Raw genomic sequence first — 24,905 nt, forward strand, 5'->3', positions numbered from 1 at the left:
CTCAACGTGGGTCGACGTGCTCCACTTCGTCGTACTCACCGGCGACGATGCGGCCCAGGTTTCGCAGGGATTCCGTTCCCTCCTTGTAGTACTCGGAGTGGCCCCCGGCGCCGTCGGTGGCGAACCGCTCGCCGCCGAAGTCGCTCTCGGCCGGGTTGGCGCCGTGGATGGACATGTAGCTGATCGGGTCGCCCGCCGACGCTCCGGCCCAGACGTGGTTCGGGTCGGTGTTCAGTTCGTCGACGTTCTCGATGGAGGGCCTGTCGGAGTTGAGGTAGCCGCCTGGACCGGGGAGTGGTGGGTCTACCTTGGAGTCCGGTTCGAATCCGATGCCGGGGCTGCCCACGGCGACCAGGTCGTCGACCTTCATGCCGCGCGAGTCGGCCGATCCGGCCACTGTGGAACCGTAGGAGTGGCCGATGACCGTCGTGTGGCCGTCGCCGCCCTGGTTGGTGGCGTCCAGGCCGCGGGTGAAGTCGCGCAGGTCGCCGGCGCCGTTGAGGGCACGACCCTCGTCGTACGCCTCGACGTAGCCCTGGGGCGCGTCGTAGCCCATCCACACGATGGAGGACACCGAGCCGTTGCCCTCCTGCATGGCCTGGTCCCGTAGGTCGGCGGCGTTGGCGAGCAGGCCGCCCCCGGCGACGTTGCCGAGGTCCGTGCCGGTGCCGGGGACGTTCACCGCGGTGTGGTCCGCCGTGTCGGGGTTGCCGATCGCGGCGATGGCCTTGCCGTCCGAGCCCTTCCCGGGTTCGTAGCCCAGCAGGTAGATCTCGTCGCCCTTCGCGCCGTCGCGGGAGTCCTCGATGCGGTCGAGCAGCATCTTGGCGAACTTGTTGTCCCCGCCCTTGGCGTCCTGACGGAGCGAGTCCATATTGGCTTCGTGGCGCGCCTCGGCGGGAATGCCGTCCAGGTTCCCGATCTCCTTGGGGAACTTCTTTATGTAGGCGTCCTGTTCGGCCTTGCTCAGCGAGTCCCACCACTTCTTGACGTCCTCGGCGCTGTCGCCCTTCCCGTTGGGGATGTCCTTCTTGCTGGCCGGGTCGATCTCGCCCACCGCCGCTGAGGCTTTGTCGTCGGCTTCGTTGGCCATGCGCAGGGCGTCGTCGATGATCTCGGCGGCCTGCCTGGCCAGGAAGGCGTTCTGGTTCGCCATCGTCGGGTTGTCGGCCGGGGGAGTGGTCACCGTGCCGTCGGGGCCGATCGTGACCTCGGTGCCCGCCACCAGGTCGTGTGCGTCCGCGAGGCGTTCCTTGGCGGCCTGGAGTCCGTCCACGAGGTCGTCCAGCGTCGCCTGGCCGCGCTTGAACGCGTCGGACGCGTCGAAGAGTGGGGACTGCTGGTCGCTGATCAAGGACGACGCCAAGCCCGCGTCGAGGCCCGCCCACATTCCGGCGGGGATGTCGGCCTTGCCGCCCACCTCGCCCGCGCGCTCGGTGAGGGCTTTGGACAGGTTTCCCGAGGTGGTCGCCGCGGTGGAGAGCTTTGAGGTGTCCATGTTGAGCAACTGGGAGTAGTTGACCATGTCGGTCCTTCGGGGGCTGGCGCCGTGGCGGCGTCGGCTTGTGGGAGCGTTCCCAACGACGGTAACGGATCGGGGAGGCCGCGAGGGGACGGGCAATGTGGATGTATGGGCGGATTATGGAGAGTGGCGTCTATGCGTCAGGGCCACTATTTGTCCGCGTTTTCGGCAACCGGTGCTCGGTGGCCAAGCGTTTGTTGATTAGGACGAGGACGAGCTAGTGGGCGCGCGACGACCGCAGGGGCAGTGTCGGACGCGAAGGCCACGGATTGAGAGCGACCTTTGAAGATCACTTTCCTGACTCACTCGGTGGATCACGTCGGGGGCACGATACGCGCCACGCTCAACACGGCGTCGACCCTGGCCGATCTCGGCCACGAGGTGGAGATTGTCAATGTCTTCCGGTACCGGGGGACCCCGCACTTCACCCCCGATCCCCGAGTCGGCATTCGCCACCTCGTCGACCGGACCGCCCGGTCGCCGTGGACGCTGACCGGGGTCGCCGACCGGCTGCGGTCGCGCCGGGGTTCGCGGGTGTATCCGGCCGGGGACACCCGCGCCGGTGAGTTCAACCGGCTGACCGACAAGCGGGTGGCCGAGTTCCTGGGGGACTGCGGCTCCGACGTCATCGTCGGCACCCGCCCCGGCCTCAACGTCTACGTGGCCCGGTTCTCGCCGCGCTCGGCCGTGACCGTCGCGCAGGAGCACCTGTTCTACGACCACCACAAACCCCGGCTGCGGGACGCGATGTCGCGTGAGTACTCCAGTCTGGACGCGATGGTGACCGTCAGCGAGGCCGACGCGAACAACTACCGGCGGCACATGCCGCACCTGGCCAGCCGGATCCGGTTCATTCCGAACTCGATCCAGCCGACGCCGCTGCCGCCCTCCGTTGTGGACTCCAAGGTCATCGTCGCGGCGGGCCGGATCGCCCGCCCGAAGCGCTTCGACATGCTGCTGCGCATCTTCGCCCGCGTGCATCGCCGCCACCCGGACTGGAGCCTGCGCATCTACGGCACCGGCAGGCACCTGAAGGCGATCCGCGATCTCGTCACCGACCTCGACCTGGGTGACGCGGTGTCGTTGATGGGCCAGGTGACCCCGTTGGACGCCGAATGGGTGAAGGGTTCCATCGCGGTGGTCACCTCGAAGTACGAGTCCTTCGGGCTGACGCTCGTCGAGGCCATGGACTGCGGGCTTCCGGTGGTGTCCACCGCCTGCGACTACGGCCCGCCCGAGATCGTCGACCATGAGGTGGACGGACTGCTGTCGCCGGTCAAGGACGAGGACGCCGTCACCGAGAACCTGTGTCGGCTCATCGAGGACGACAGCTTGCGAAAACGCATGTCCGCCAACGCTTTGCGCAAGGCACGCAAGTACTTTCCCAGCGAGATCGGAGCCCGCTACGAGGCCCTGTTCCACAGTCTCGTCTCGCAGAAGCACCGCACGCCACCGCGTGGCGCCCGGATTCCGGACCGGACCCCGCCGCGGGGCGCCCGCATCCCGGTGGGGGTCGGTGGCGGCGGTGGCGCGCTGCCGGAGCCCCCGACCCCGCCTCCCGGCATCGAACCGCCCGACGACACCGTCAACTGCCTGGCCAGGTCCTTCGACGACCTGACCCTGACGGCCAGACGCGGCGCCCGCGGCCGGTTCACCCTGGAATCCGGGACACACGCGCCGATCGCGGTGCCGGAGGGCACGGACATCCGGCTCGACTCGGCGTTCTGTGGTCGGCTGCCGGAGGGCTGGTGGCGGCTGTTCCGGGACGGCGAACCGGTCGAGGCCGGTCGCGTCGACTCGCGGGCGCTGTTGCGCCGCCCCGGTTTCCTGCCCCGATCGGTCGTGGTGCCCTGTTCGGACGACGGGCAGCTGGCGCTGCGGGTGTGGCGACGCGAGACCTACGCCGAGCTGCGCACGGTCCGGTGGGAGCAGGGTCGGCTTCAGGTTGACGGCGACATGCTCGGTCCGCTGTGGGACAAGATGGAGGTTCAGGTTCTCGCGAAGCTGCGCCACAAGGGTCGCGCTCACCATTGGCCGGCGGCCATCGACGCGTCCGGGGCGTTCTCCTGCACGATCGAGGTGGACGATCTGGCGGCGACCCGGGTTGGCAGCGCCGACCTGTGGGACCTGTGGCTCGCCGACGTGGCCGGGGAGCACGCGCCGGTTCGGCTGGCGAGGTTCTTCGACGACATCACCAATCGCAAGAAGACGCAGCTGTACGCGCACAAGATGGTCAACGACCGGCTTGGCCGGCATCGCGTGCACCCGTACTACAACATCGACAACGAGTTGTCGATAAAGGTCGAGGAGTCCGACTAGGCGCTAACCCGTCACCCATCTCGCGTCCGGGACCAGTCCCGGCATGCCCGAAATACCTTTGCCGAAACCCAGGGCTTCAGCTTGTCAGGGAAGGACAAAGGGATGAACGACCGACCGACCGCGAGTTCCGGCGATTCGGGATCCGACAGACCGGACATACCGGCGGACGCGGTATCCCTTGACCGAAAGGACATGTTCGGGCTCGCCGAGGCGCTGCGATCGGACTCCGAGCAGTTCCTGGAGCGCGCCCGTGAGATCGCCGCCGTCATCGGCTCGGGCAACACCGGCCACCGCGAAGACCGGCCCTGGGGTGCGGATCCTCGTAACCTTCCCGCGCAACCGATCGTGGAGTTCCACAACGAACTCGCCGATCGGGCACAGCGGCTGCTGGACTCGGTGGGCACCGGGATGTCCAACCTCAGTGGCATCACCGACGCGATCGTCGCCCGGTTCAGCGACCAGGACGCGCTGAACTCCGCCACGGTGCCGCAGATCAGCAGCGTCACGCGTTTGGATGTGCCGTCCCAAGAGTCATCCCCGAGCGATCAATAGGAGCACCCCTTGGCAACGTTCAACTCCTACACAGTGGACGAGATTCGGGAGATCGTCGACCCGGATCATCCCGAGACGCTTCTGGAACAGGCCAAAGGCTGGGCGGAGATGGCCGACCTGTTGTCGGAATACGGCGTGCTCCTGGAACAGCGCCTGGAACTGGTGGAGGACTCCTGGACCGGCGACGCGGCCAGGTTGTACTTCGACGAGGTCAAGCGAATGCAGGAGTACATAGAGGAATCCGCCGAACGGGCGACGACCAACGCGGGGCTGTGGTTCCTCATCGGCACCCTGGCCGGGATCGCCAAACACGACGTCAGCTACATCCACAAACTGTGGAAGGACCTGGACAACGTCACCGACGCCGTCGGCCTGGGGTTCATCCTCGAGGCCATCGGCGTGGACAAGGCGGTCGAGGACTTCAAACGCATGCCCTACGACGTGGCGTCCCGGCAGATCATGGAGGCGACGGCGACGGCCGCCGAAGAGTCGTACTCACAGATGCGCGACTTCGAGGAGTTCAAGCCGCCGCCGGACGTGGACGGTTCCGGACCGACGTTGCAGTCGGTGTCGGCGGTCGCGCCGCCCGGGGGAGCGGTCTCGCTGCCGTCGACGACGATCGTGTCCAACGCGGCGATGCCGCCACTGGGTCCGGTGGCGATGCGCCCCGTGGTGCCGGGTGTCATCGGCAGCCGACCGGGCATGACCTCCATGCCGCGTCCGATGATGGGGCCGGGCCACACGGTCCGGCCGGTGATCGGACAGCGGACGGGCGAGTCCCAGCAGACGAAGACCCCGGGACGGCTCATCGGTCGCTACGGGGTCGTCAGTGCCACCCCCGACGTCGACATGCGGGACCCGAAGGCGAGCCGAATCCACTATGGTGGCGACGACGTGAACCGCGGTGTCATCAAGAACAACGACCCGCAGCGCGCGGCCGAGGAGGCCCGGTTCAAGTTGGAGGAAGAGGTTCTTCGCTTGCGGGAACGCGCTTTCGCCCATCGCGCGGACGACCTCACTCCCGCTCACACGCAGCACGTGCTTCCCGGAATCGTCGGAGACGACTCCGGATGGGACAGGAAGACGCACGATCCCGGTCCGGTGGCCTTCGAGATGCGACGCCGCCCTGACCGCGACGACGACGCGTGGACGGTGATCTGACAACCGCTGAGGGCCCCGGGGAATTCTCCCCGGGGCCCTCTTTCTGGTCCGCTTGTGTCAGACCTTGACTTCGTCCCGATCCTTTTGCGACGCGGGGCTTTCCGAGGACTCCTCGTCCTCCTCATCGTCTTCGTCGTCGTCCTGGTCCTCATCCTCGGACGGCTTGTACTCGTCGTTCTCGGATGACTGGTACTGATCCGTCGAGGTTCCCTCGGTGCCGCTGGCGCCACCGCTGGCCGAGGACATGGCCTCAGCGATAGTGGTGATGAGCCCCAGCGCCTGCGAGATGATGGGCATCAACTGCCCGATCAGCGAGCCCAGCGAGTTCATGACGTTCGCCAGATCGGTGAGCAGCTTGGCGATCTGGGGAGCGTACTCGGCCACCAGCTCGATGAGACCCGCGATCGCCGCGGCGAGTCCGAGCGGGTTCATTGCCTGCGCCAGCAGGGGAATCGCCCTGGTGACCGCCTCGTTGACGAGCACGGTGACGTCTTGGCGCACGGCGTCGACGGCCTGCGCGCCCTGCTGGGCAGCCGTCCCGATGCCCTGGAAGCTGTTCCCGGCGCCCTCCACGGCGCTGGACTCGGTGTCCGTGGCGCCCCGATACGCGGAGACCGCCTGCGAGTTCCAGTCCGCGCCGTCCGTGGCGACCGTGTCGCGCAGCGCCCGGCCCTGCGAGGAGAACTGTTCACCCACGTCGTTCCACGTCTGCGCGAACCCCTGGATCTTGCCCGGGTCACCCGCCAACTGGTTCATCGCCTGCTGAAGCGGAGCGAACAACTCTGCCGCCCAACCGAACCCGGACGAGGACAGCGAGCCGATGGGGTCAGCCACGACACCCTCGGACGAAGCGGCCTTCGGGCCGTTCGTCAGGCCCATGGACCAACCACCGGAGCGGATCTCGGTCAGTGTCTGCTCGATATAGGCGATGAGGGTGTCCACATCGCCGGTTCGACTGGAACTGTCGGTGTCGCTACTGTGGTCGTTCACGATTGCGCTCCGGTGATCTCGTTAGTGCTCAGGCCCTGGGAGGTCTGGTCGATGCCCTGCCCCCCGTCCTGGTCGGTGTTGGTGTACGTGACGGCCAAACCGCAAACGGCCTGACTTTGTATGCCGACCGTTTCCTTGGCGGCGTTGATGAACCCCTTGGCGGCCTCTTCGGCCATGGACAGCAGGGGAACGACGAACGGCGCGAACAGCGGCCCGAAGGCGTCGGCACCGTCGGCGGCGGACACCGTGTTGGCGGTGTCCGCCACGGTACCCATCTGGCCCCCGATGGCGGCGATGTTGTCGCCATGGGCCACCATTTTGGACGGAACGACATTCAACGGTTCATTCATCGCGGCTGCCTCCTGGGCGGCGGGGTGGTGCCGAAAGCCTCGGCATAGGTGTCGCGCATCTTCGTCACCGTCGCGGAGTCATCCCCGAAGGCATCGGCGGCGATACGCTTCACACGCTCGGCCAGGTGCCGACGCGCCGTGCGCGTGCCCTCGAGGATCTCGTCCCGCAACCCGGTGGGACCCAGGCTCATCGCGGCACGGCTGATCTCCAGGTCCGCCAGACCCCCGTTGGAGTCAACGGTGACCTTCACCGAACCGTCCCGATTGCCAGCGGTGATGGACAACTCGTTCATGGCCCGGCGCATCTGTTGTGCGTTCTCCTGCTGCTGACGCGCCGCCCGTCCGATCTCATCGATCACGGCCTGAGCCCCGGTCATTGGATCGCCCGTCATCATGCGTCCTTTCCATTTGCGTGTTGACTGACGAGGCAACGCTATTTCGCCGCAGGCGGGACCAGTCCCGAAAATCAGGTGTTACTGGTTGTAGTACCTCTCTTCTTCGACAATCCCACCCACCCCGCCACGGCCGCGCTGTTCGGTCAAACCGCACCGGGCTAGCCGCCGCTTCGTGGTAGCGCTCCCACGACTCTTAGTTGGGGTTTCACATGCGGTTTCATTTGCTGGTAATGTCCGCCGCGCTGTCATTCTCAGCCCTTACTGACTTGTCAGCAAGGAAACTGCACCACTCCCTCAAAGGAACCCCATAGTGAAGCGAATGAAACTGGTCTTCGTCGCCGCCGCCACCGTGGCCCTGGTCGGCGGTGCCACCGCCTACGCCACCGCCGACGACCTCGGCGCGAAAGCCGCCCCCATCGCGAAGAACGCCTACGGCTACATCACGTTCATCGACAACGGCGACAAGTTCAAGGTCTGCGACACCAAGAAGGACGGCAGAGGCGTCGTGGGAAGCGTGCACGACACGCGAGAAATGCTCGACTACGACACCGACGGCGGCGACTCCGGCTGTGACTACTTCACGTACGACGTGGTCGAAGGCCCGGAGTACCACCTTGAGATCGAGCGGATCGGCGGCGGCTCCCGCGCGCACTCCGTGGGATTCTACGAGTAGCGAACCCTTGAGTCCGTAGCGACGTCCACGCGGCCCGCGCACCACGCTTCGGTGCGCGGGCCGTTGTGCCCCTGAGGATCTGAATTATCGATAAGGGACATTCGTGGGTTTTGGTGGCGTTTGTGGAACTATTGTGGGAACGGGTCTAGCTGGGTTCGGTGCTTACGGTTAATCTGACCGAATAGTTACCGACCGGATACAAGGGAAGGTGAATCCCCTTGTCACAGCCTGGTTCTGACGACCCCATCATGTCCTTGGCGAGACCGGAAATCCTGGTCGACCCCTATCCCCACTACGCGAAACTGCGCGAGAACACCCCGGTTTTCTTCTACGAGCCACTCAACTCGTGGATGTTCACAAAGTACGCCGACTGTGTCGCGGTCCTGAAGGACAGCGCCCGGTTCGCCGCCGACTGGCGCCGGGTCGGGGAGCAGGTGCCGCCCCGCGCGATCAACATGCTCACTTTGGACCCTCCCGAGCACACCGGGGTGCGCCGACTGTTCCTGGAGACCCTGCGCGCCCAGGACAATGCGAAGATCGAGGCGCAGATCGCCGCACGCACCACCGAGCTGCTGGACTCGCTGCAGGATCGCGAGTCCTTCGACTTCCTCACCGAGTTCGCCGAGCCGTTGGCGCTCAACACCACCGCTGACTATCTGGGGGTGGAGCCGCCGGAGGCGGAGTGGACCTCCCGGGTGGGCCGGATCGTGGCGGCGGGCATGGACGCGGGCCTGTGGCCCGAGCGCGGCGCGCAACTGCGGGACGCCCATGAGGAACTGGCTGACCTTGTGGACGGCTGGATGGCCGACCTGCCGAAGACCGGCATCCTCGGCGAGTTGCGCGCCCGTCTCGACGGCACCGACGTGGCGCCCGATGTCCTGGCCAACACCGTGCGCGGGTTGCTGTTCTCGGGCTTCAGTTCGGGCGGGAAGCTGCTGGCTTCGGCCGCGGTGACCGTGTTCCACGAGCGCGCCGCCGCGCTGCCGGACTTCGTCGCGGCCGATCCGGTGCGCGCCACCGACGAACTGGTGCGCTACGCGGGTCCGATTCAGGCGGTGGCCCGGGCGTGCATCACCGACACGACGATCGGTGACACGCAGGTGAAGGCCGAGCAGGCGGTGACGCTGTTGCTGGGCGCCGCCAACCGGGACCCGGATCGGTTCGCCGACCCGGAGTCGGTGCACCTGGATCGGCATCCCAACCCGCACCTGGGTTTCGGACGGGGTCCGAAGTCGTGTCTGGGTTCGCCGTTCACCGCGATCCTGTTGCGGGTCGTCATGCGGATGCTGTCGCAGCGTTTCCCCGAGGCGCACGCGACGGGTGAACCGTCCTATCTGCCCAATCTCACCTTGCGCAGTCTGGACCGGTTCCCGGTCAGCCTGCGCGCTGAATCCCAGGCGGGTGTGCCATGACGAGACTCGACATCATCGGGGCGTCCTTCGGGCGCACCGGAACCACCTCGGTACGGCTGGCCCTGGAGACGCTGGGTTTCGGGCCCTGCCACTACATGCGGCACCTGTTCACCGATGTCGAACACGCGCGGGACTGGATGTGGGTCGCCGATGGTAACGATCCCAACTGGGACGTGCTGCTGTCCGGGTTCGCCAGCACGATCGCCTGGCCCGCCTCGTGCTACTGGCGCGAGTTGGCCGAGGCGTTCCCGGACGCGAAGGTGCTGCTCATCGACCGGGATCCGGTGGAGTGGTACGGAAGCGTCAGTCGCACGCTGTACCGCACCCGGCCGAGGACGGCCGTCGAACCCCGGGACAAGACCATCGAACGTCTCATCTGGAGCGGAGTCTTCGACGGCCGGTTCTCGGACCCACAGCACGCGATGGACGTGTATCGGGCGCATCGCGACGAGGTCCGCGCCACCATCCCCGCCGACCGGCTCGTCGACGTCGACGTAGCGGCTGGATGGCCGCCCCTGTGCGAGGCGCTGGGGGTCGCGGTTCCCGACGAGCCGTTCCCACACGCCAATTCGACCGGCGAATACCTGGATCGGGCCCGCTCCGCCGGGGCCGTCCCCAACTGAAGGAGCGCACATGGAGACCGTGCCGGACCTGACCGTCACCTCTGACACCGACCCTTATGGAGCCGTCGCCGGGCTCTACGACTGGCTGCACGTGGGACCGGGATCCACCGACCTGGTGTCGTTCTTCGCCGAGCTGGCCCCCGAAGGGGGCACCGGGCTGGAGATCGGGCCGGGCACCGGACGGATGACACTCGCTGTGGCCCCGAGACTGTCCTCGCTGTACTGCCTGGAGCGCTCGGCGTTCATGCGGACGATCCTGCTGACGAAACTCGCGTCGCTTCCGGAACTGCGGGAGAAGGTGACCGTCCTCGATGAGGCCGTCCCGGGATTCAGTCTCGGGCGCACCTTCGACTACGTCTACGTTTCCGCCGTGTTCGAGCACGTCCCGCCGGACGCCCGCCAGGCCCTGTTCGCCGGGCTGGCCGAGCATCTCGCCCCGGGCGGGATCGTGGCCATGGACATGGTCGAGGACGAGGTCATTCCCCGGTTCGCGGAACGCGAGATCCGGTCGGTGCGGCAGGGAGACTGCCGGTACACATTGTCCACCGCCGTGACCCCGGTGCAGCCCGACCTGGGACAGGTGCGGCACGTGTACCGCACCTACCTCAACGACGAACTGCTGACGACCCACACCGTGGAGCGCGAACACCACATGCACCGTCCCGCCGCGGTCTTCGCCGACCTGCGAGCCGTCGGCCTGGAACCGGTGGCGGGCACGGCACTGACCAAGACGGGTACGCCGCTTGACGACAAGGGAACCCTGGTCGCCAAGCGGGTGTAACCGTCATGGAATCCGGTGCCCGGGTCTCGACAGCCTGTGGGACACCGGATTGAGCACAGTCCGGAAAGGAGGTGCGCCATGCGTTACTGGTACTGAGTTGCGAGTGTCGTGGCCCGGCGAACGCGTCGGGCCACGGCCAGCGCAGATTACCGCCTCTTCGCGACCTCTGGAACAGGAGTACTTCCGATGACCACGCCAAGCCTGGAACAACGGTGGGAATCGGTGCCCGCCACGGCGGCGCTCGACCGCGTATACGACGCCTCGCTGCTGGCCGCCGAGGTCAACGCGCTGCGTGAGCAGACCTGGAAGGTGCAGCGTTCCGTCGGGCAGGACGGCGTCTACGGGGGTGCCGCGATCGACTGGACGATCCTGTCGTTGCGCAGCGCGGGCGGTGATCCGGCCCGTACCGATCCCGGCGGTGCCGGGCCCGTCGATCACGCCGACACCCCGCACCTGGACCGCTCGCCCGAACTGGCCAAGGTGCTGCGCGACATCCCGACGACGCTGTTGGCGGTGCGGCTCATGGCTTTGGGGCCGGGCGTCGAGGTCAAGGAACACCGGGACGCCAAATGCGGCCTGCCGTGGGGGATGACGCGGCTGCACATCCCCGTCATCACCAATCCGGGTTCGTTCGTGGTCATCGAGGGCCGCGACTACCACTGGGACGCGGGACGGTTGTGGTTCGGTGACTTCAACCGGCTCCACTATGTCCGCAACGACGGCGAAGAGGCCCGGATTCATCTGGTGCTGGACTGTCTGGTCAGCCCGGAACTGCTTGACTTGTTCCCGTCCGAGTTCCGGGACGCCCTTCCTGAGCGCGATGTGCTGGTGACCCGGCCCAACCTGCCGAGCCCACCGGTGACGCGCTGCCGGTTCCGGATGCCCGCGCGGTTCGTCGAATGGTCGGAGGAGGAACCGGTCGCCGCGATCGACGAACTGGTGGACGCCGAGGTGGTGCCCGGCGACGACGGCCCGGTACTGCATGTGGACGGTAAACCGACGTTCGGTCTGGTTCACGTCGGCGACGACGAGTTCCGGTTCACCGGCTGGTCGGAGGAGCGCACGGTGAAACTGGCGAACGGCCACGTGCGATGCCGAACCCGGTTGGGCGAAAGGATGTCCGAGACCGTCTGTCTGACCGAACTCGCGTGATGAAGGTCCTGGTCGTCGGCGGCGGTCTCGTCGGACTGTCGACGGCGCTGTTCCTGGCCTGGCACGGTGTCGAGTGCACAGTGGTGGAACGCCATCAGGATGTGTTGCGGCACCCGCGAATGCGCAGTCTGGCGCCGCGGCTCGTCGAGATGTACCGCCAGGTGGGCCTGGAGCCCGAGCTGGTGCGCGCCGGTGACGCCTTCGCCGATCACGCCGAGTTCACCATGGTGCGGGCCGAGACCCTGGGCGGTGTCCACACAGTACTGGACAAACATCAGGACGCGGGGCTCGCCGACGACATCAGCCCGTGCCGGGGCATCCCCATCGACCAGGACCGGGCCGAACGGCTGGTGTGGCGGCGGGCGAAACAGCTGGGGGCCGATGTCCGCTTCGGCGTCAGCCTCAAGGACTTCAGCCATGACGGCGCGGGGGTGACCGCGCGGCTGCGAGCCGCCGACGGCACCGTCTCGACCGTGACCGCCGAGTACCTGATCGCGGCCGACGGCGCCAACAGCGGCATCCGGCACCGGCTGGGCATCGGCATGACCGGCCCCGGCGAGATCAGCCGGATGCTGTCGATCCTGTTCGAGGCCGACCTGGATCCGCTGCTGGGCGACCGCTCCGTCCACATGGCCTTCCTGACCCAGCCGCACCCGCAGACCTACCTCATGTCCCTGGACCCGCAGCGGCGACGCTGGGTGCTGGGCACCTCCGACCCCGGGGACCGTGGCGCCACCCGCGATGACTGCGAGGCGCTCGTCCACGCGGCCCTCGGGGGCGAACCGCCGCTGCGGATCCTGCCGCCGGTGCCGGGATCGACGAGCCCCGCACTGCGATTCGGGCTCGGCGCCGCCGTCGCCGATCGGTTCCGGGACGGCCGGGTGTTCCTGGTCGGCGACGCCGCGCACCACATGCCGCCGCCGGGCGGTTTCGGTGGTGCGACCGGGGTCGCCGACGCCCACAACCTCGCCTGGAAACTCGCGGCGGTGCTCACCGGCCGCGCCGACTCGGCGCTGCTGGACACCTACCACGCCGAACGGCACCCGGTCGCGGAGTTCACCATGCGCCAGGCCCTGGCGCGAGCCAGCACCCGGCTGGGCGCCGACTGGACCGACCGCGAAGCGACCATCGTCGAGCGCACCGCGGTGATGATGGGCTACCGCTACGGATCCGAGGACATCGTGTCGGCCGAACCGGCCGCCGTGGGCACCCGGTTTCCGCACCTGTGGCTGCCGTCGGGCGAGTCCAGCCTCGACCTGTTCGGCTCGGGGTTCGTGCTGCTGACCTCGTCCGGAGGCGAGGCCTGGGGGCGAGTCGGCCACGAGTCGTTGACCGTCAACCGTCTGCCGATCGACCTGCCCGGCGTCGACCCCGACGGCGCGATCCTGGTCCGACCCGACGGCTTCGTCGCCTGGCGCGGACGCGCGTGCCCCGATGATCCACAGGCGACCATCGATCGGGTGATGGCCGCGTCGCTTCACGGCAACAGTCCGGTTACGGAAAGTTCTTCCGTTTTGTCGCCAACCGAATTCCCGCCGCCGAGCGTCTTTAGGAGGTGAATGATCCCCAGGAAGATTCTCATCACACCGAAGACAACGAATCCGAAGCTGGCGAACCTCACGATTCGCGGGCACGCCTGGTCCCGCCGCTGCTGGCGTGGCTTCCCACGGCGCTCGGCCGACCCGGTACCGGCCGCGCCAGAGTCCGACCAGTCGACCTGCGGGTCGCGCGACTGGAGAAGTCCAAGCGCCGCAAACGAACCCGCCGGAAACGGCGGCTGACCGCACTGGCGGCGGTGGCATCCATACTGGCGGGCGTCAGCATCGTCGCCGGTTCGGTGTTCTTCGCTTCCGTTGAGCTGCCGGGGGAACTGGACGACCAGCTGAGTCAGAACTCCACTGTCTACTATTCGGACGGCAAGACCGAGATGGCCACCATCGGTGCCCAGAAACGGACCTCGGTCTCGCTCGACGAGATACCGAACCACCTGGAGTGGGCGCTGATCGGTACCGAGGACAAGCAGTTCTACGAACACGAGGGTGTGGACATCTGGGGTGTGCTGCGGGCGTTGTGGAACAACGTGTCCGGTGGCTCCACCCAGGGGGCGTCCACTTTGACGCAGCAGTACGTCGGGCAGGTGGCCGAGATCCGCGGCGACGGCAGCTATCTGCGCAAGGCGCGCGAAGCGGTGATGGCGATGAAGATGGAGGACCACTACGGCAAGAAGTCCATCCTCAACCACTACCTGAACCTCGTCTACTTCGGACGGGGAGCCTACGGCGTCGAGGCGGCGGCGCACGCCTTCTTCGACAAACCGGTCAAGGACCTCGACGTGGCGGAGTCGGCGCTGCTGGTGGCGCAGATCAAGTCTCCCAGCGGCGCCTACGATCCCGGTGATCCGCTGGGACTCGGCAAGAACGAGGTCGAGGGAAACGCCGAAGGCCGATGGTCCTATGTGCTCGACCAGTTGGTGAAGATCGGGAAGCTGAAGGAATCGAAGCGCGACAAGATCACGAAACTCCCTGACACTGTGGACCCGTCCAGCGTCATCGAGGCCCGCGTCGACACACCGACCGGGCACATTTCGCACGGGTACGTGCTCGACGAGCTTCGCGAGGCGGGAATCTCGCAGGAGGAGGTGCTTCGCGGCGGCTTCCGCATCACGACCACCGTCGACACGAAGCTGCAGGACGCGGCGGCCAAGGCCGCGAAGCGGGCCACCGCCTCCGGTGACGAGGACGCCGCGGTGGTGGCGGTCGAACCGAACACCGGCCGGGTGCTGGCCTACTACGGCGGGCCGTCGGGCGCGGAGGCGGACCTGGCCGGGTCCGATCTGCCGCATCCGCCGGGCACGACGTTCAACGTGGTTCCGGCGCTGACCGCGTTGGAGCACGGCGCCTCGCCGACGTCGAAATGGGACGGTTCCTCGCCCCGGAAAGTCGACTACCGGGACGAACCCATCGTGAACATCGGAGGGAAGGACGAACCGAAGGCGAGCCTGACCGACGTCGTCAGCGAGAAACTCAGCACCGGCGCCGACGACATCACCGAGAAGTTCGGTCCCGAAGCGGTGGCGGACACCGCGAACCGACTGGGCGTCACCCGGTTGCGGCAACCCGCGACCGAGGACTCGGAACCGCAATGGCGGGATCCGGGCGACGCGGAGGCCGAGTGGACCGGCGGCGTGGGAATCGGCGAGTACGGGATGTCGCTGGCGGATTCGGCGACCATGTACGCCACCATCGCGGCCGGGGGCACCCGCGCGACGACGCACGTCATCGAGAAGGTCACCGACGCGGACGGCGAGACGGTGTTCAAACCCAAGGACTCCGCGAAACGCGCGGTCGACGGCACGGCAATCGGTGACCTCACGATGATGTTGTCGTATGGCGTCGTGCCGCCGACCGACACCGACGACGCGAGGTACCTCGATGTCATGGCCACCAACGCTTCGGCGACCTCGTACACCGGGTTCAGCCCGGCGTTGTCGCTGGCGGTGTGGGCGGGTGACGACAAGCACGAGGGCGACGGCAGTTCGGTGAAGGACACCACGGCGCAGAAGATCTGGGAGCGGGTCGCCGCCACCGGTGTCGAGCGGTTCCCGACCACGAAATCCGATGCGGGCCTGGAGGGATCCGAGGAGGACCCGAAAGGGGAGCCGAGCACCTCGGCCCCGGACCCCGGCGACTGAGCGAGCGATCGCCGAGGAGGTGATCGACGGATACGCTGACCGCGTGGAATCCGAGGAACGTTCACGTCACGCCGCGTCGTTCGGCGCGGCGGCGGTCGCGTACGCCGAGCATCGTCCCGACTACGCGCGCGACGCGGTGCGCTGGGCGCTGGAACCCGCGTCCGGGCGGCGGGTGCTCGACCTCGGCGCCGGTACCGGGAAGCTGACCGCGACGCTGCTGGCCGAGGGTGCCGACGTCGTCGCCGTCGAGCCCGACGCGTTGATGCTTGCCCAGTTGCGTCGCACGCTTGTCGACGTCCGCGCGCTGTCCGGCAGTGCCGAGGCGATTCCGCTGCCGGACGCGGGCGTCGACGCCGTGGTCGCGGGTAACGCCATGCACTGGTTCGACATGGCCGTCGCCGGACCCGAGCTCGCCCGGGTTGTGGCCCCCGGCGGCGTGCTGGCCGGGCTGTGGAACGTGATGGACGACCGGGTCGGGTGGGTCGCCGGGCTGGCACGGATCGCGGGCAGCGCGGTCATCGGTCCGCGCGACACCCCCACCGGCTGGCGCGGTGAGGTGGCCGGGATCCGGGTACCCGAAGCCGACGGGGTCGCCCGGTTCGGCGCCCCGGAGCAGGAGCTGTTCCCGCACGGGCAGCGCCGCACCGCCGAGTCCCTCGTCGCGACACTGGCCACGCGCGCCGGGATGCTGGTCATGCCCGAACCCGAGCGGGAGGCCACCCTCGGTCGTATCCGTGACTATCTCGCGAACCGACCGGAGACGGCCGAGGGCGAGTTCGTGCTGCCGATGCTGACCTGTGTGCTGCGGATGCGGCGGTCGCCACGACTCTGATTGTTAAGGTGTCTGCTGATCAACCCCCGCACGCAACCCCCGGCGAAGGGTCGTAATGACCACAAAGGTACGACTGGCTATCGATTTCGGAACGTCACACACGGTGGCCGTGCTCGACCCCGGTACGGGGATCGGGCAACCGCTGCTGTTCGGCGACTCACCGTTGCTGCCGTCGGCGGTGCACGCTGCCGATACGGGGCAGCTCCTCACCGGGCGCGACGCGGTGAGGTCGGCGCGGATGGCACCGGAGAGTTTCGAGCCGAACCCGAAGCGCCGCATCGATGACGGAACCGTCCTGTTGGGAGGACGGGAGTATCCTGTCGCGACACTGATCTCCTCGGTGCTGCGCATGGTCGCGGTCGAGGCGAACCGGGTGGCGGGTGGTCCACCGCAGGCGGTCGCGATGACGCATCCGGCCAACTGGGGGAGCGCCCGGCTGGGTGTGCTGCGGCAGGCCGCCGAGCAGGCCGGGCTCGGCCGGGTCGAGCTGATCCCCGAACCCGAGGCCGCGGCGGTGTTCTTCACCGCGTCGGAGTCCCACGGCCGGTCGCCGGACACGGTGGTGGTCTACGACTTCGGCGGCGGCACCTTCGATGTGTGCGTACTGACCCGCACCGGCGGTGAGTACCGGGTGCGGGCCCAGGCGGGACTGGACGACGTGGGTGGCGCCGACCTGGACGCCGCCCTGCTCAACCACATCGGCCACGTCGCATCCAGTATGGACCCTGCCACCTGGCAGCGCATTATGCGCCCGGTCGACGCGGTGACCCGGCGGGCCTTCCGCTCCGTGTACGAGGACATCAGGGACGCCAAGGAACAGCTGTCGCGCAACTCCAGCGGCCTGGTCCACATTCCGCTGCTGGACCGGGATCTGCCGGTCACCCGGGAGGAGTTCGAACAGGTCGCCAGGCCGCTCATCGAGCGGACCGTGGAACTGACCGCCAGCACCCTGGCCGGGGTTCGCGGCGCGGCGGGACAGCCGGTCAGCCTCTACCTCGTGGGTGGATCCAGCCGGGTGCCGATGGTGTCCACTTTGCTGCATCGCCGACTGGGGCAGGCGCCGGTGATCACCGGGCAGCCGGAACAGGTCGTGGCGCAGGGCGCCCTGCGGTGCCTGGACGAACCGAACACTGACGCGCACCGGGCCCAGCCGCTCGCCGTCGCCGCGCCCGCGATGTCGCTGCCGCCGACCCGTGAGGCTTCCCTCGGCATGGCCGAGGCCGCGACCGGAGCGTCCTCGAAGTCCTTCGGCCGCAAGGCCGTCGTGCGGACCGTCCTCGCCGTGGTCACCGTCGCGGCCGTCATCGCGGCCTTCACGCTGCTGAACTGGGGCAAGGCACCCGAGGACTCCGACAACGGCGGCAACGGCAACGGAAGCAGCGCTGACACCGATGCCGCCCATGGCAAGTCGGACGACTCCGACAAGACCGTCGACGTGAAGGTCAGCAAGGAGCCCGACATCGCCAGCTTCATGGACGATGACGACAAGCAGTACCTCGGCTGCTACTACGCGGACGTGGCCGACACCGGGCACCCCGCCGAATGCGACGAGAAGAACGCCAATCGCGGCTTCACCCGACAGGTCTCGCACCAGGACGAGTGCGGAGACAAGCCCGAAGAGGACGGTTGGCGGTCCGTTGAAGAGGGGATCTACTGCCAGACCGTGCTGGTGAAGAAGAAAGCCTGTCTCGACAAGGACTTCTACACGGTCGTATGCGATGACGAAGGCGCGGTGTTCGTCGTCAAGGACGGCCCCGTCAAATCCAAAGACGACTGTGCTGGCCACAAGGGAGTCGTACAGTTGTCGGCCACGGAGAAGTACTTCTGTTTCGACGGGAACGACGCCTAACTCGAAGAAGGGACATGTGACATGGGAACCGTACGGGTGGAGCGCACTGACGCCGGGTACGTGGCGCGAAACGGACGGGGCGGCGAGATCAGCATCGGCGATTCCACGTCCGGCGCCGATTTCACGCCGGTGGAGCTGCTGTTGGCCGCGGTGGGCGGCTGCAACATCGTCTCGGTGGAGCCGCTGACCGCCAAACGGGGTCACCGGCTGGTCCGGTTGGCGATGACCGTGGAAGGGGAGAAGGTCGCGACGAACCTGCTCGGCCCGGTGACCGTGACCTACGACGTCGAACTGCCCGAGGGCGACGACAAGGCCGAAGAGGTGTTCAAGGCCGTGGCACAGCGGGTGCACGAACGCGCGTGCACCGTCAGCCGCACCCTGTCGGAGGGAACGCCGGTCACGGTCACGACCTGAGTCATCCCCGCACGGGCCATGCCTTGTCGTCGATCGTCAGGAACGGTTCGCCGGTCATCGCCGACGGGGTCGCCGCGGTGAACGCCACGATGTCCCGATGCAGGTGCGACTGGTCGGCGAAGCCGACCTCGGCCGCGACGGTGGCCGGGTCGTGGCCCGCGACCAGACGGTGGGCGGCGTGGTCGAAGCGCACCAGCCGGGCCGCGCGTTTGGGTGTCAGTCCGATCTGGGAGCCGAACCGGGACCACAGGCGCTTGCGGCTCCAGCCCAGTTCGGACGCCAGCCGCTCCACCCGGACCCGGCCGCGACTGCGGACGATCCGGTTCCAGGCCCAGGTCACCTCCGGATCCACCGACGCGGCCGTCGAGCGTCGGCGGACCACCAGCGCGTCGGCCAACGCGAACCGCTGTTCCCAGGTGGGTGCCTCGCTGAGTCGCTCGGCGATGCGGGACGCCTCAGCGCCCCAAAGGTTCGCCAGCGTCGTCATGGTGCCGTCCAGCTCGGACGGAGGCATGCCCAGGACCGCGCCCGCGATCACAGGGGACAGACGTATCTGCACACATTCGACGTTCTCGCCCCACACCCGGACCGCGCCGCCGTAACCGAAACCGGGACCGGCGACGAGGCTGCCCCGCTGCCGCCGCCCGCCGCCGTCCACCGCGACGGACGCGGTCGCGCTGAACTCGACCGCCACCATCATGGCCGGATGCGGGATGATCCGCAAGCCCTCCGCCAGCGAACCGGGGACACCGAACCCGGCCATGCGGACACCGGCCACCCGGCCGGGTCGCCGTGGATTCGCCACATCCCACCCCGCCGTTTCGCCGCGCTGCCGCACAGTGGACCGCATCCACCCATGTTACGTGGGCCCGAGCGCGGGAACATTTGTTCAAGCCGCGGCCGCACGTCGTCGGCGACAGTGGGTCCATGACTGTTTCCGATGACAAGCCGCGAACCGACGACGACCTCCACGTGCGCCAGGATGGCCCCCGGCACGCTCCCGCGCTGCTGCTCATCCACGGTTCCGCGTCCTCGACCCGCTCGTGGGACCAGCTGGTTCCGCTGCTGACCGGAGTCCATCACGTCATCCGCGTCGACCTGCTCGGGCACGGCCGGTCGGCCAAACCGGACGATGGCTACGAGATCTCCGAGCAGGCGCGCCGAGTGGGGGAGACGCTGGACCGTCTCGGCGTCGATGAGGCCATAGTGGTCGGACACTCCAGCGGCGGCTACACCGCCACCGCGCTGGCCGAGCGGCGGCCCGAACTGGTGACGGCGCTGGCGCTCATCAACACCGGCCCCAGCCTGGACGCCTTCATCGCGCCGAACTTCGCCCTCGACCCTTCGCAGTGGCCGCCCACCGACGAGCAGCTGCGGCAGCTGGCGAGCACCGGCTTCGGCCGAGCCGACTTCCCGGTCCCGACCGAACTGCTCGACGAGGTGCGCGCCATGACGTACCACTCGTTGACGCGGACGATGGGCGCGTCGCTCGAATACCTGAAGCGACAGGTGATCCCGCAGCGACTGACCGTCGTGGGCAAACCGCTGCTGGTCGTTTACGGCGAGCAGGATCGGCGCTGGCGTCCGTCCGATTTCGACGACTACCGTGCCGTACCGGGCGCGCGGGTCGAGATGCTGACCGGCGTCGGGCACACGCCGATCATCGAGGACCCGCCCCGTACCGCCGAAACGCTGCTGGCCTTCACGTCGGCTCACTCGCCCCGGAAGGGGTAGTCGGCGCGGCGAGCGCGGCCAGGTGACGCAGCGAGTCGGTGAAGTGCTCGGGGCCGAACGGCGGGAAGTTGATGTACTCGCGGATGCGTTGCGGCACTTGTGACCAGTCGTAGGTGAGCGTCACCTCGGTCTGCGACAGGCTCAGTGGCGCCAGGTCGTAGCGCCAGAACCAGCCGCCGAACTCCAGCTGCCCGTCGCCCTTGGGATCGTAGCCGGTGTACCAGCCGATGGCGCGCGGGAAGTCGAACACGTGGAGCTTGTTGGCCGTCTGGTAGTTCCCGTCGGGATGGTCGGGGTGGTACATGTTCATCCGGAAGACCTGTCCGACTTCGGACAGCGGCTCCCGGTCGAGCGGTTCCTGCACCCGTCCGGTGCCGTCCATCGCCGCGTGGGTCTGCGGGTCGGCCAGCACCGTGAACACCGTCGCGGCGGGCGCCGCCACCATCAGGGTGGCGCTTACGTTCTCGTGGTCCATGTCCTGTAGACGCGGTGGCGGGGCGAAACTCATCGGCCGGAGGACACGATCCGTGTCGGCGCGCGATGTGATGTGGCTCATAATCGCGGCCGATTGTCTGCCCGCGGAGCCGGAGTTCGCGTCTCTAGCACTGAAGCCCACCGAGGAAGAAAGTGAACCGCCGATGTTCACCAGTGCGTTGTCATTCGTCCGTCGCCGTAAGGTTCTGGCCATCGGGGTCGTGGTCGCCGTGGCCGCGTCCACAGTAGCCTGTATCGGTCTGGGCGCGGTCACCCAAGCCGAGGACGCCCAGACCAAGGCCGCCAAGGTTCAGAAGGTCATCGACAAGAACTTCGCCGACCCCGAGGTCATCAAGGTCGGCAACCGGTACTACGCCTACGCCACCAACAACAAGCGGAACCTGCCGGTGGCCACTGCGGACAAACCGCGCGGTCCGTGGAAGTTCACCGGCGCCGACGGGATGCCGAAACTCGGCGCCTGGGCCAAACCCGGACGCACCTGGGCGCCGGACGTGTCCCGTCGCCCCGACGGCAGCTTCCTGCTCTACTACACCGCGCACCACGCCAAGTCGGGCCAGCAGTGCATCGGCGCGGCCACCGCGTCCAAACCGGAGGGACCCTTCACCGCGGTGGGGAACGCGCCGCTGGTGTGTCCCACCAAGCAGGGCGGCGCGATCGACGCGGGCAGCTACTCCGAGGGCGGCAAGCACTGGATCATGTACAAGGCCGAGAACAACGTGATCGGCAAGCCGCCTGTCATCTACATGCACCAGACCGGCCCCAAAGGACTGAAGCTCCTCGGTAAGCGGTTCGCGATTCTGCGCAACGACCGGGCCGTGGAACGCGGCATCATCGAGGCGCCGGTGATGGTCAAGCGCGGCGGCAACTACATCCTCTTCTACGCGGGCGACCATTTCGCGCGCAACACCTACTTCACCGGTTACGCGGTCGCCAAGAAGATCACCGGGCCGTTCAAGAAGGCCGACAAGCCGCTGCTGAGCATGAAGGGCCTGGGTGGGGCCGTGAAGGGACCCGGTGGCGCCGACGTGGTGACCGGCCCCAACGGTGTCGACCACATCTTCTTCCACGGCCTGGTCGGCAAGGCCCGGCATATGTACCGGGCCGAGTTGGGTTGGGTCAAGGGCCGTCCGGTGCTACGCTGACGGCACTATAGACAGTCGATAATAGAGTAAACGGATCGCTTCGGTTGTGCCCGAGGCGATCCGTTGCGTCGGCAATCCGACATCCCCCATAGTCGATAAAGCGACACTCGCATATCGAGATGATCTTTAGGCTTCGGGCATGGCAGTGCCATTCATTGCCCCACCACCGACACCGCCACCAACAGGTGGCCCCTACTGGGCCGGGGAGGTCTAGACATGGAGTTCAACTTCGACGGCGACTTCGTTCGACAGGCCGTCGCGATCCTGCTCAGCGCGAACCAGCTCATCGCTTACTGGCTCGCGGGAAACAAGAACAACCTCGGCTGGCTGCTCGGAGTACTGGGCGGCGTGCCGTGGGCCGTATTCATCATCGTCTGGGACGTGTGGGGCCTGGCTCCGCTCGTCATCGGACTCCAGGTCATCTACATCCGCAACCTCATGCGTTGGTGGCGGGAGAGCCACAGTGTCGATCCGGTGATCGATCCACCCGTGGTCGCCACCGCGAACATCAGCGCCCCGACCGCTCCCTGATCGGACCGGAAGGCCGTCGCGGCACTCGACACCGAGTCACGCCACCACAAGGCGGGGTCGAGGTGTCGGGGCCGCGTCGACGACCTTCCACGCCTCGGCCAGGCGACGGATCGCTTCCTCGAGCAGATCCGCGGGGGCCGTCCAGGGAATCCGGATGAACCGGTCGAGCCCGCCCTCGGCGGCGAAGATCGGTCCCGGCGCCAGCAGTACACCGCGCTGTTCGGCTTCGGCCGCCAGCGCGGTGGCGCCGCGTTCGGGTAGCTGGCACCACACCGACAACCCGCCGCCCGGGCGGACGAACCGCCAGTCGGGCAGGTGCTCGGCCAGGGCCGCCAGCAGCCGGTTCCGTTGCTGGCGCAGTCGATCCCGGTGCGCGGTCAGCACCGGTTCGGGATCGCGCAGCAGCTGGACCAGGGCCAGCTGTTCCAGTACCGGGGCTCCCAGGTCCAGACCGACCCGGGCCCGGGTGAAGGCCAGCATCTGGGCCGAGTCGGCCGCGCGGATCCAGCCGAGCCGCAGTCCACCCCAGAACGACTTGCTCGCCGAGCCGATGGTGACCGTGCCGGGGGCGTAGACCGCGAACGGCGGCGGCATCTCCTGACCGTCGAGGGCCAGGAACTGGTGCGCCTCGTCCACCACCGCCAGGGTGCCCGAGCCGCGCAGGTGGGCGGCGTACCGTTCCCGGTCCTCGGCACTCATCAGCCGACCGGTCGGGTTCTGGAAGTCCGGGATCAGGTAGGCCAGGGTCGGCCGGGTCTGCCGCAGCAGTTCGCCGATGGCGTCGAGGTCCCACCCCTCCGGGTCGACGGGGGAGGGGACGAGCCGGACGCCGGAGTTGCGGATCGCCTGGGTGGCGTTGGGGTACACCGGGCTCTCGATCAGGGCCCGGTCGCGAGGGCCGGTGAACGCCTTGGCCACGATCGCCGTCGCCGTCAACGCCCCGGGGGTCACCATGATCTGGTCGGGCCGGGTCGGCAGGCCCCGGGCGTCGAAGGTCGCGGCGATGCTGGCCTGCAGTCGCGGTAGCCCGGCGGGGAAGTAGCCGTGTCCGGCCAGGTGGGCGGGCAGCTCGGCCGCCGCCTCGGCGTAGGCGGTGGCCACTCCCGGCGGTGCCGAACCCGCGGCGCAGTTGAGATCGATGGCGTTCTCGTCCCCGGCGTAGGGCAGCAGCGCGTTGTCCCGGATCCGGGCCCGGCCGCCGGGCAGCCGGGTGTAAGTCCCCGAGCCGTGCCGGGCCGCCGCGTAGCCGCTGGAGCGAAGCTCGGCGTAGGCGCGGGTCACGGTGGTGCGCGAGACACCCAGCGCTCCGGTGAGTTCACGTTCGCTGGGAAGCCTGGTGTCGAGCGGGATCCGGCCGTCGCCGATCAGCAGTCGCAGCGCGTCGGCCAGGCCGAGGTACGCCGGGGAACGGTCGAAGTCGCCCACGAGTGTGGTGACCCGGGCGGCGGTGAGGGTGCGGCTCATGCAGGCCACTATCTCAGAATTGGCTATTTTTGACCAGGCCACTTGCGCGCAGGATGGGGTCATGACCGCTCCCGCAGCCACCCGACGTCTGACCACCCTCGGCCCGATCGCGCAACTGCGCGCCGGGCGACTGCCCCGCCGCCTCAGCCAGCTCTACATCGGACTGGTCCTGTACGGCGCCTCGCTGGCGCTGATGGTTCGCGGCGACCTCGGCCTGTCACCCTGGGACGTCTTCCACTCCGGCCTGATCCGGCACATCCCGCTGACGCTGGGCCAGGCGGTCGTGGTGATGAGCTTCGTGGTGCTGCTGGCCTGGATCCCGTTGCGGGAGAAGCCCGGCCTGGGAACGATCTCCAACGCCATCGTCATCGGTCTCGCCGCCGACGGCGTACTGGCCATACTGGACCGACCCGACGCCCTGTACGCCCGGATCGGGCTCCTGGTCGCGGGAGTGTTGCTCAACGGTGTCGCCACCGCGGCGTACATCGGCAGCCAGTTCGGCCGGGGACCGCGCGACGGTCTCATGATCGGACTGCACCGCGTGACCGGACGCTCGATCAGACTGGTGCGCACCCTGATGGAGATCGCGGTGGTGCTGGCCGGACTCGCGCTCGGCGGAGTGCTCGGCGTCGGCACCGTCCTGTACGCCCTGGCGATCGGCCCGCTGTCGCAACTGATGCTGCCGTGGTTCACCGTCGCGCTGCCCGGTGAGGACGCCACCGAGCCTGAGCCGCAACGGAACTGAGCCTCGACGGCGCGGCGGGATTGGGCGAGTCACAGGTGGGACATCCCGCGCGTATTGCTTTACCGGGTATGTGTTGGC

At 68.0% G+C, this 24,905-nt stretch carries 24 protein-coding genes; 17 read left to right on the plus strand and 7 right to left on the minus strand.

The genetic code is table 11. The features are described 5' to 3' along the window. Window position 1: 1 nt before the first annotated feature. Entirely contained in the window at window positions 2–1,525 is a 1,524-nt protein-coding gene (locus tag SNAS_RS32725) for an alpha/beta hydrolase (protein WP_013017926.1), read from the minus strand. A gap of 306 nt (window positions 1,526–1,831) precedes the next feature. On the opposite strand from SNAS_RS32725, the gene SNAS_RS32730 reads away from it, so the two are divergent. From SNAS_RS32730 to SNAS_RS13210, 3 genes are all read left to right on the plus strand, one after another. Continuing rightward, window positions 1,832–3,841, plus strand: a complete 2,010-nt coding sequence (locus tag SNAS_RS32730; protein WP_244409143.1) for a glycosyltransferase — start codon at window positions 1,832–1,834, stop codon at window positions 3,839–3,841. A gap of 102 nt (window positions 3,842–3,943) precedes the next feature. Beyond that, window positions 3,944–4,393, plus strand: a complete 450-nt coding sequence (locus tag SNAS_RS13205) for a hypothetical protein (RefSeq protein WP_013017928.1) — start codon at window positions 3,944–3,946, stop codon at window positions 4,391–4,393. 9 nt (window positions 4,394–4,402) lie between these two features. Then, a complete protein-coding gene (locus SNAS_RS13210) occupies window positions 4,403–5,554 on the plus strand; it encodes a hypothetical protein (protein ID WP_013017929.1) in 1,152 nt (383 codons plus the stop codon). Between the two features lie 57 nt (window positions 5,555–5,611). On the opposite strand, the gene SNAS_RS13215 is transcribed toward SNAS_RS13210, so the two are convergent. Genes SNAS_RS13215 through SNAS_RS13225 form a run of 3 tightly spaced genes read right to left on the minus strand, consistent with a single transcriptional unit; the run spans window position 5,612 to window position 7,286 of the window. Continuing rightward, window positions 5,612–6,544: a WXG100 family type VII secretion target gene (locus SNAS_RS13215; protein WP_013017930.1), complete on the minus strand. Its 933-nt coding sequence runs from the start codon at window positions 6,542–6,544 to the stop codon at window positions 5,612–5,614. Further along, entirely contained in the window at window positions 6,541–6,894 is a 354-nt protein-coding gene (locus SNAS_RS13220; protein WP_013017931.1) for a type VII secretion target, read from the minus strand. Before SNAS_RS13220 ends, SNAS_RS13215 begins: the two co-directional genes overlap by 4 nt. Continuing rightward, complete coding sequence (locus SNAS_RS13225) at window positions 6,891–7,286, minus strand: YbaB/EbfC family nucleoid-associated protein (RefSeq protein WP_013017932.1); 396 nt, start codon at window positions 7,284–7,286, stop codon at window positions 6,891–6,893. The genes SNAS_RS13220 and SNAS_RS13225 overlap by 4 nt, the downstream gene beginning before the upstream one ends. 313 nt (window positions 7,287–7,599) lie before the next feature. Between SNAS_RS13225 and SNAS_RS13230 the strand changes: the two genes are divergently transcribed. The 10 genes from SNAS_RS13230 (at window position 7,600) to SNAS_RS13275 (ending at window position 18,716) form a co-directional block, all read left to right on the plus strand. After that, complete coding sequence (locus SNAS_RS13230; protein ID WP_013017933.1) at window positions 7,600–7,962, plus strand: hypothetical protein; 363 nt, start codon at window positions 7,600–7,602, stop codon at window positions 7,960–7,962. 248 nt (window positions 7,963–8,210) lie between these two features. After that, window positions 8,211–9,374 carry a cytochrome P450 gene (locus SNAS_RS13235; RefSeq protein ID WP_013017934.1) on the plus strand — a complete coding sequence of 388 codons (1,164 nt, stop codon included), beginning with the start codon at window positions 8,211–8,213 and terminating at the stop codon, window positions 9,372–9,374. Continuing rightward, entirely contained in the window at window positions 9,371–9,997 is a 627-nt protein-coding gene (locus SNAS_RS13240) for a sulfotransferase family protein (protein WP_013017935.1), read from the plus strand. The genes SNAS_RS13235 and SNAS_RS13240 overlap by 4 nt, the downstream gene beginning before the upstream one ends. 10 nt (window positions 9,998–10,007) lie before the next feature. Beyond that, window positions 10,008–10,778, plus strand: a complete 771-nt coding sequence (locus SNAS_RS32735) for a class I SAM-dependent methyltransferase (RefSeq protein ID WP_013017936.1) — start codon at window positions 10,008–10,010, stop codon at window positions 10,776–10,778. A gap of 186 nt (window positions 10,779–10,964) precedes the next feature. Continuing rightward, window positions 10,965–11,930: an aspartyl/asparaginyl beta-hydroxylase domain-containing protein gene (locus SNAS_RS13250; protein WP_013017937.1), complete on the plus strand. Its 966-nt coding sequence runs from the start codon at window positions 10,965–10,967 to the stop codon at window positions 11,928–11,930. Then, window positions 11,930–13,489, plus strand: a complete 1,560-nt coding sequence (locus SNAS_RS13255) for an FAD-dependent oxidoreductase (RefSeq protein WP_013017938.1) — start codon at window positions 11,930–11,932, stop codon at window positions 13,487–13,489. Before SNAS_RS13250 ends, SNAS_RS13255 begins: the two co-directional genes overlap by 1 nt. After that, a complete protein-coding gene (locus tag SNAS_RS13260) occupies window positions 13,486–15,621 on the plus strand; it encodes a transglycosylase domain-containing protein (protein WP_013017939.1) in 2,136 nt (711 codons plus the stop codon). Before SNAS_RS13255 ends, SNAS_RS13260 begins: the two co-directional genes overlap by 4 nt. A 43-nt stretch (window positions 15,622–15,664) precedes the next feature. Next, window positions 15,665–16,453 (plus strand): class I SAM-dependent methyltransferase, encoded by a 789-nt coding sequence (locus SNAS_RS13265; protein ID WP_041626045.1) that lies wholly within the window; start codon window positions 15,665–15,667, stop codon window positions 16,451–16,453. A gap of 103 nt (window positions 16,454–16,556) precedes the next feature. Further along, window positions 16,557–18,302 carry an Hsp70 family protein gene (locus tag SNAS_RS32740; RefSeq protein WP_052304996.1) on the plus strand — a complete coding sequence of 582 codons (1,746 nt, stop codon included), beginning with the start codon at window positions 16,557–16,559 and terminating at the stop codon, window positions 18,300–18,302. 21 nt (window positions 18,303–18,323) lie between these two features. Further along, a complete protein-coding gene (locus SNAS_RS13275; RefSeq protein ID WP_013017942.1) occupies window positions 18,324–18,716 on the plus strand; it encodes an OsmC family protein in 393 nt (130 codons plus the stop codon). Between the two features lies 1 nt (window position 18,717). Here SNAS_RS13275 and SNAS_RS13280 read toward each other — a convergent pair whose 3' ends face one another. Further along, the gene (locus SNAS_RS13280) at window positions 18,718–19,566 is read right to left on the minus strand and encodes a helix-turn-helix domain-containing protein (RefSeq protein WP_041624850.1); all 849 of its coding nucleotides are present in this window, start codon (window positions 19,564–19,566) and stop codon (window positions 18,718–18,720) included. 77 nt (window positions 19,567–19,643) lie between these two features. Here SNAS_RS13280 and SNAS_RS13285 point away from each other — a divergent pair, with 77 nt between their 5' ends. Then, a complete protein-coding gene (locus tag SNAS_RS13285; RefSeq protein WP_013017944.1) occupies window positions 19,644–20,450 on the plus strand; it encodes an alpha/beta fold hydrolase in 807 nt (268 codons plus the stop codon). On the opposite strand, the gene SNAS_RS13290 is transcribed toward SNAS_RS13285, so the two are convergent. After that, window positions 20,419–20,925, minus strand: a complete 507-nt coding sequence (locus tag SNAS_RS13290) for an SRPBCC family protein (protein ID WP_013017945.1) — start codon at window positions 20,923–20,925, stop codon at window positions 20,419–20,421. The two genes, SNAS_RS13285 and SNAS_RS13290, sit on opposite strands and share 32 nt — an antisense overlap. 52 nt (window positions 20,926–20,977) lie before the next feature. Between SNAS_RS13290 and SNAS_RS13295 the strand changes: the two genes are divergently transcribed. Both SNAS_RS13295 and SNAS_RS13300 read left to right on the plus strand, forming a co-directional pair. After that, the gene (locus SNAS_RS13295; protein WP_013017946.1) at window positions 20,978–22,087 is read left to right on the plus strand and encodes a glycoside hydrolase family 43 protein; all 1,110 of its coding nucleotides are present in this window, start codon (window positions 20,978–20,980) and stop codon (window positions 22,085–22,087) included. A 216-nt stretch (window positions 22,088–22,303) separates the two neighbouring features. Beyond that, window positions 22,304–22,618, plus strand: coding sequence for a hypothetical protein (locus SNAS_RS13300; protein WP_013017947.1), 315 nt, complete (start codon window positions 22,304–22,306; stop codon window positions 22,616–22,618). 36 nt (window positions 22,619–22,654) lie between these two features. Here the strand turns inward: SNAS_RS13300 and yczR are convergent, their stop codons facing one another. Continuing rightward, window positions 22,655–24,082, minus strand: coding sequence for a MocR-like transcription factor YczR (yczR, locus tag SNAS_RS13305; protein WP_013017948.1), 1,428 nt, complete (start codon window positions 24,080–24,082; stop codon window positions 22,655–22,657). Window positions 24,083–24,143: 61 nt separating this feature from the next. On the opposite strand from yczR, the gene yczE reads away from it, so the two are divergent. Continuing rightward, window positions 24,144–24,827, plus strand: coding sequence for a membrane protein YczE (gene yczE, locus SNAS_RS13310; protein ID WP_013017949.1), 684 nt, complete (start codon window positions 24,144–24,146; stop codon window positions 24,825–24,827). The last annotated feature ends 78 nt before the right edge of the window (window positions 24,828–24,905 follow it).

The organism is Stackebrandtia nassauensis DSM 44728 (genome assembly GCF_000024545.1).
GTDB lineage: Bacteria > Actinomycetota > Actinomycetes > Mycobacteriales > Micromonosporaceae > Stackebrandtia > Stackebrandtia nassauensis.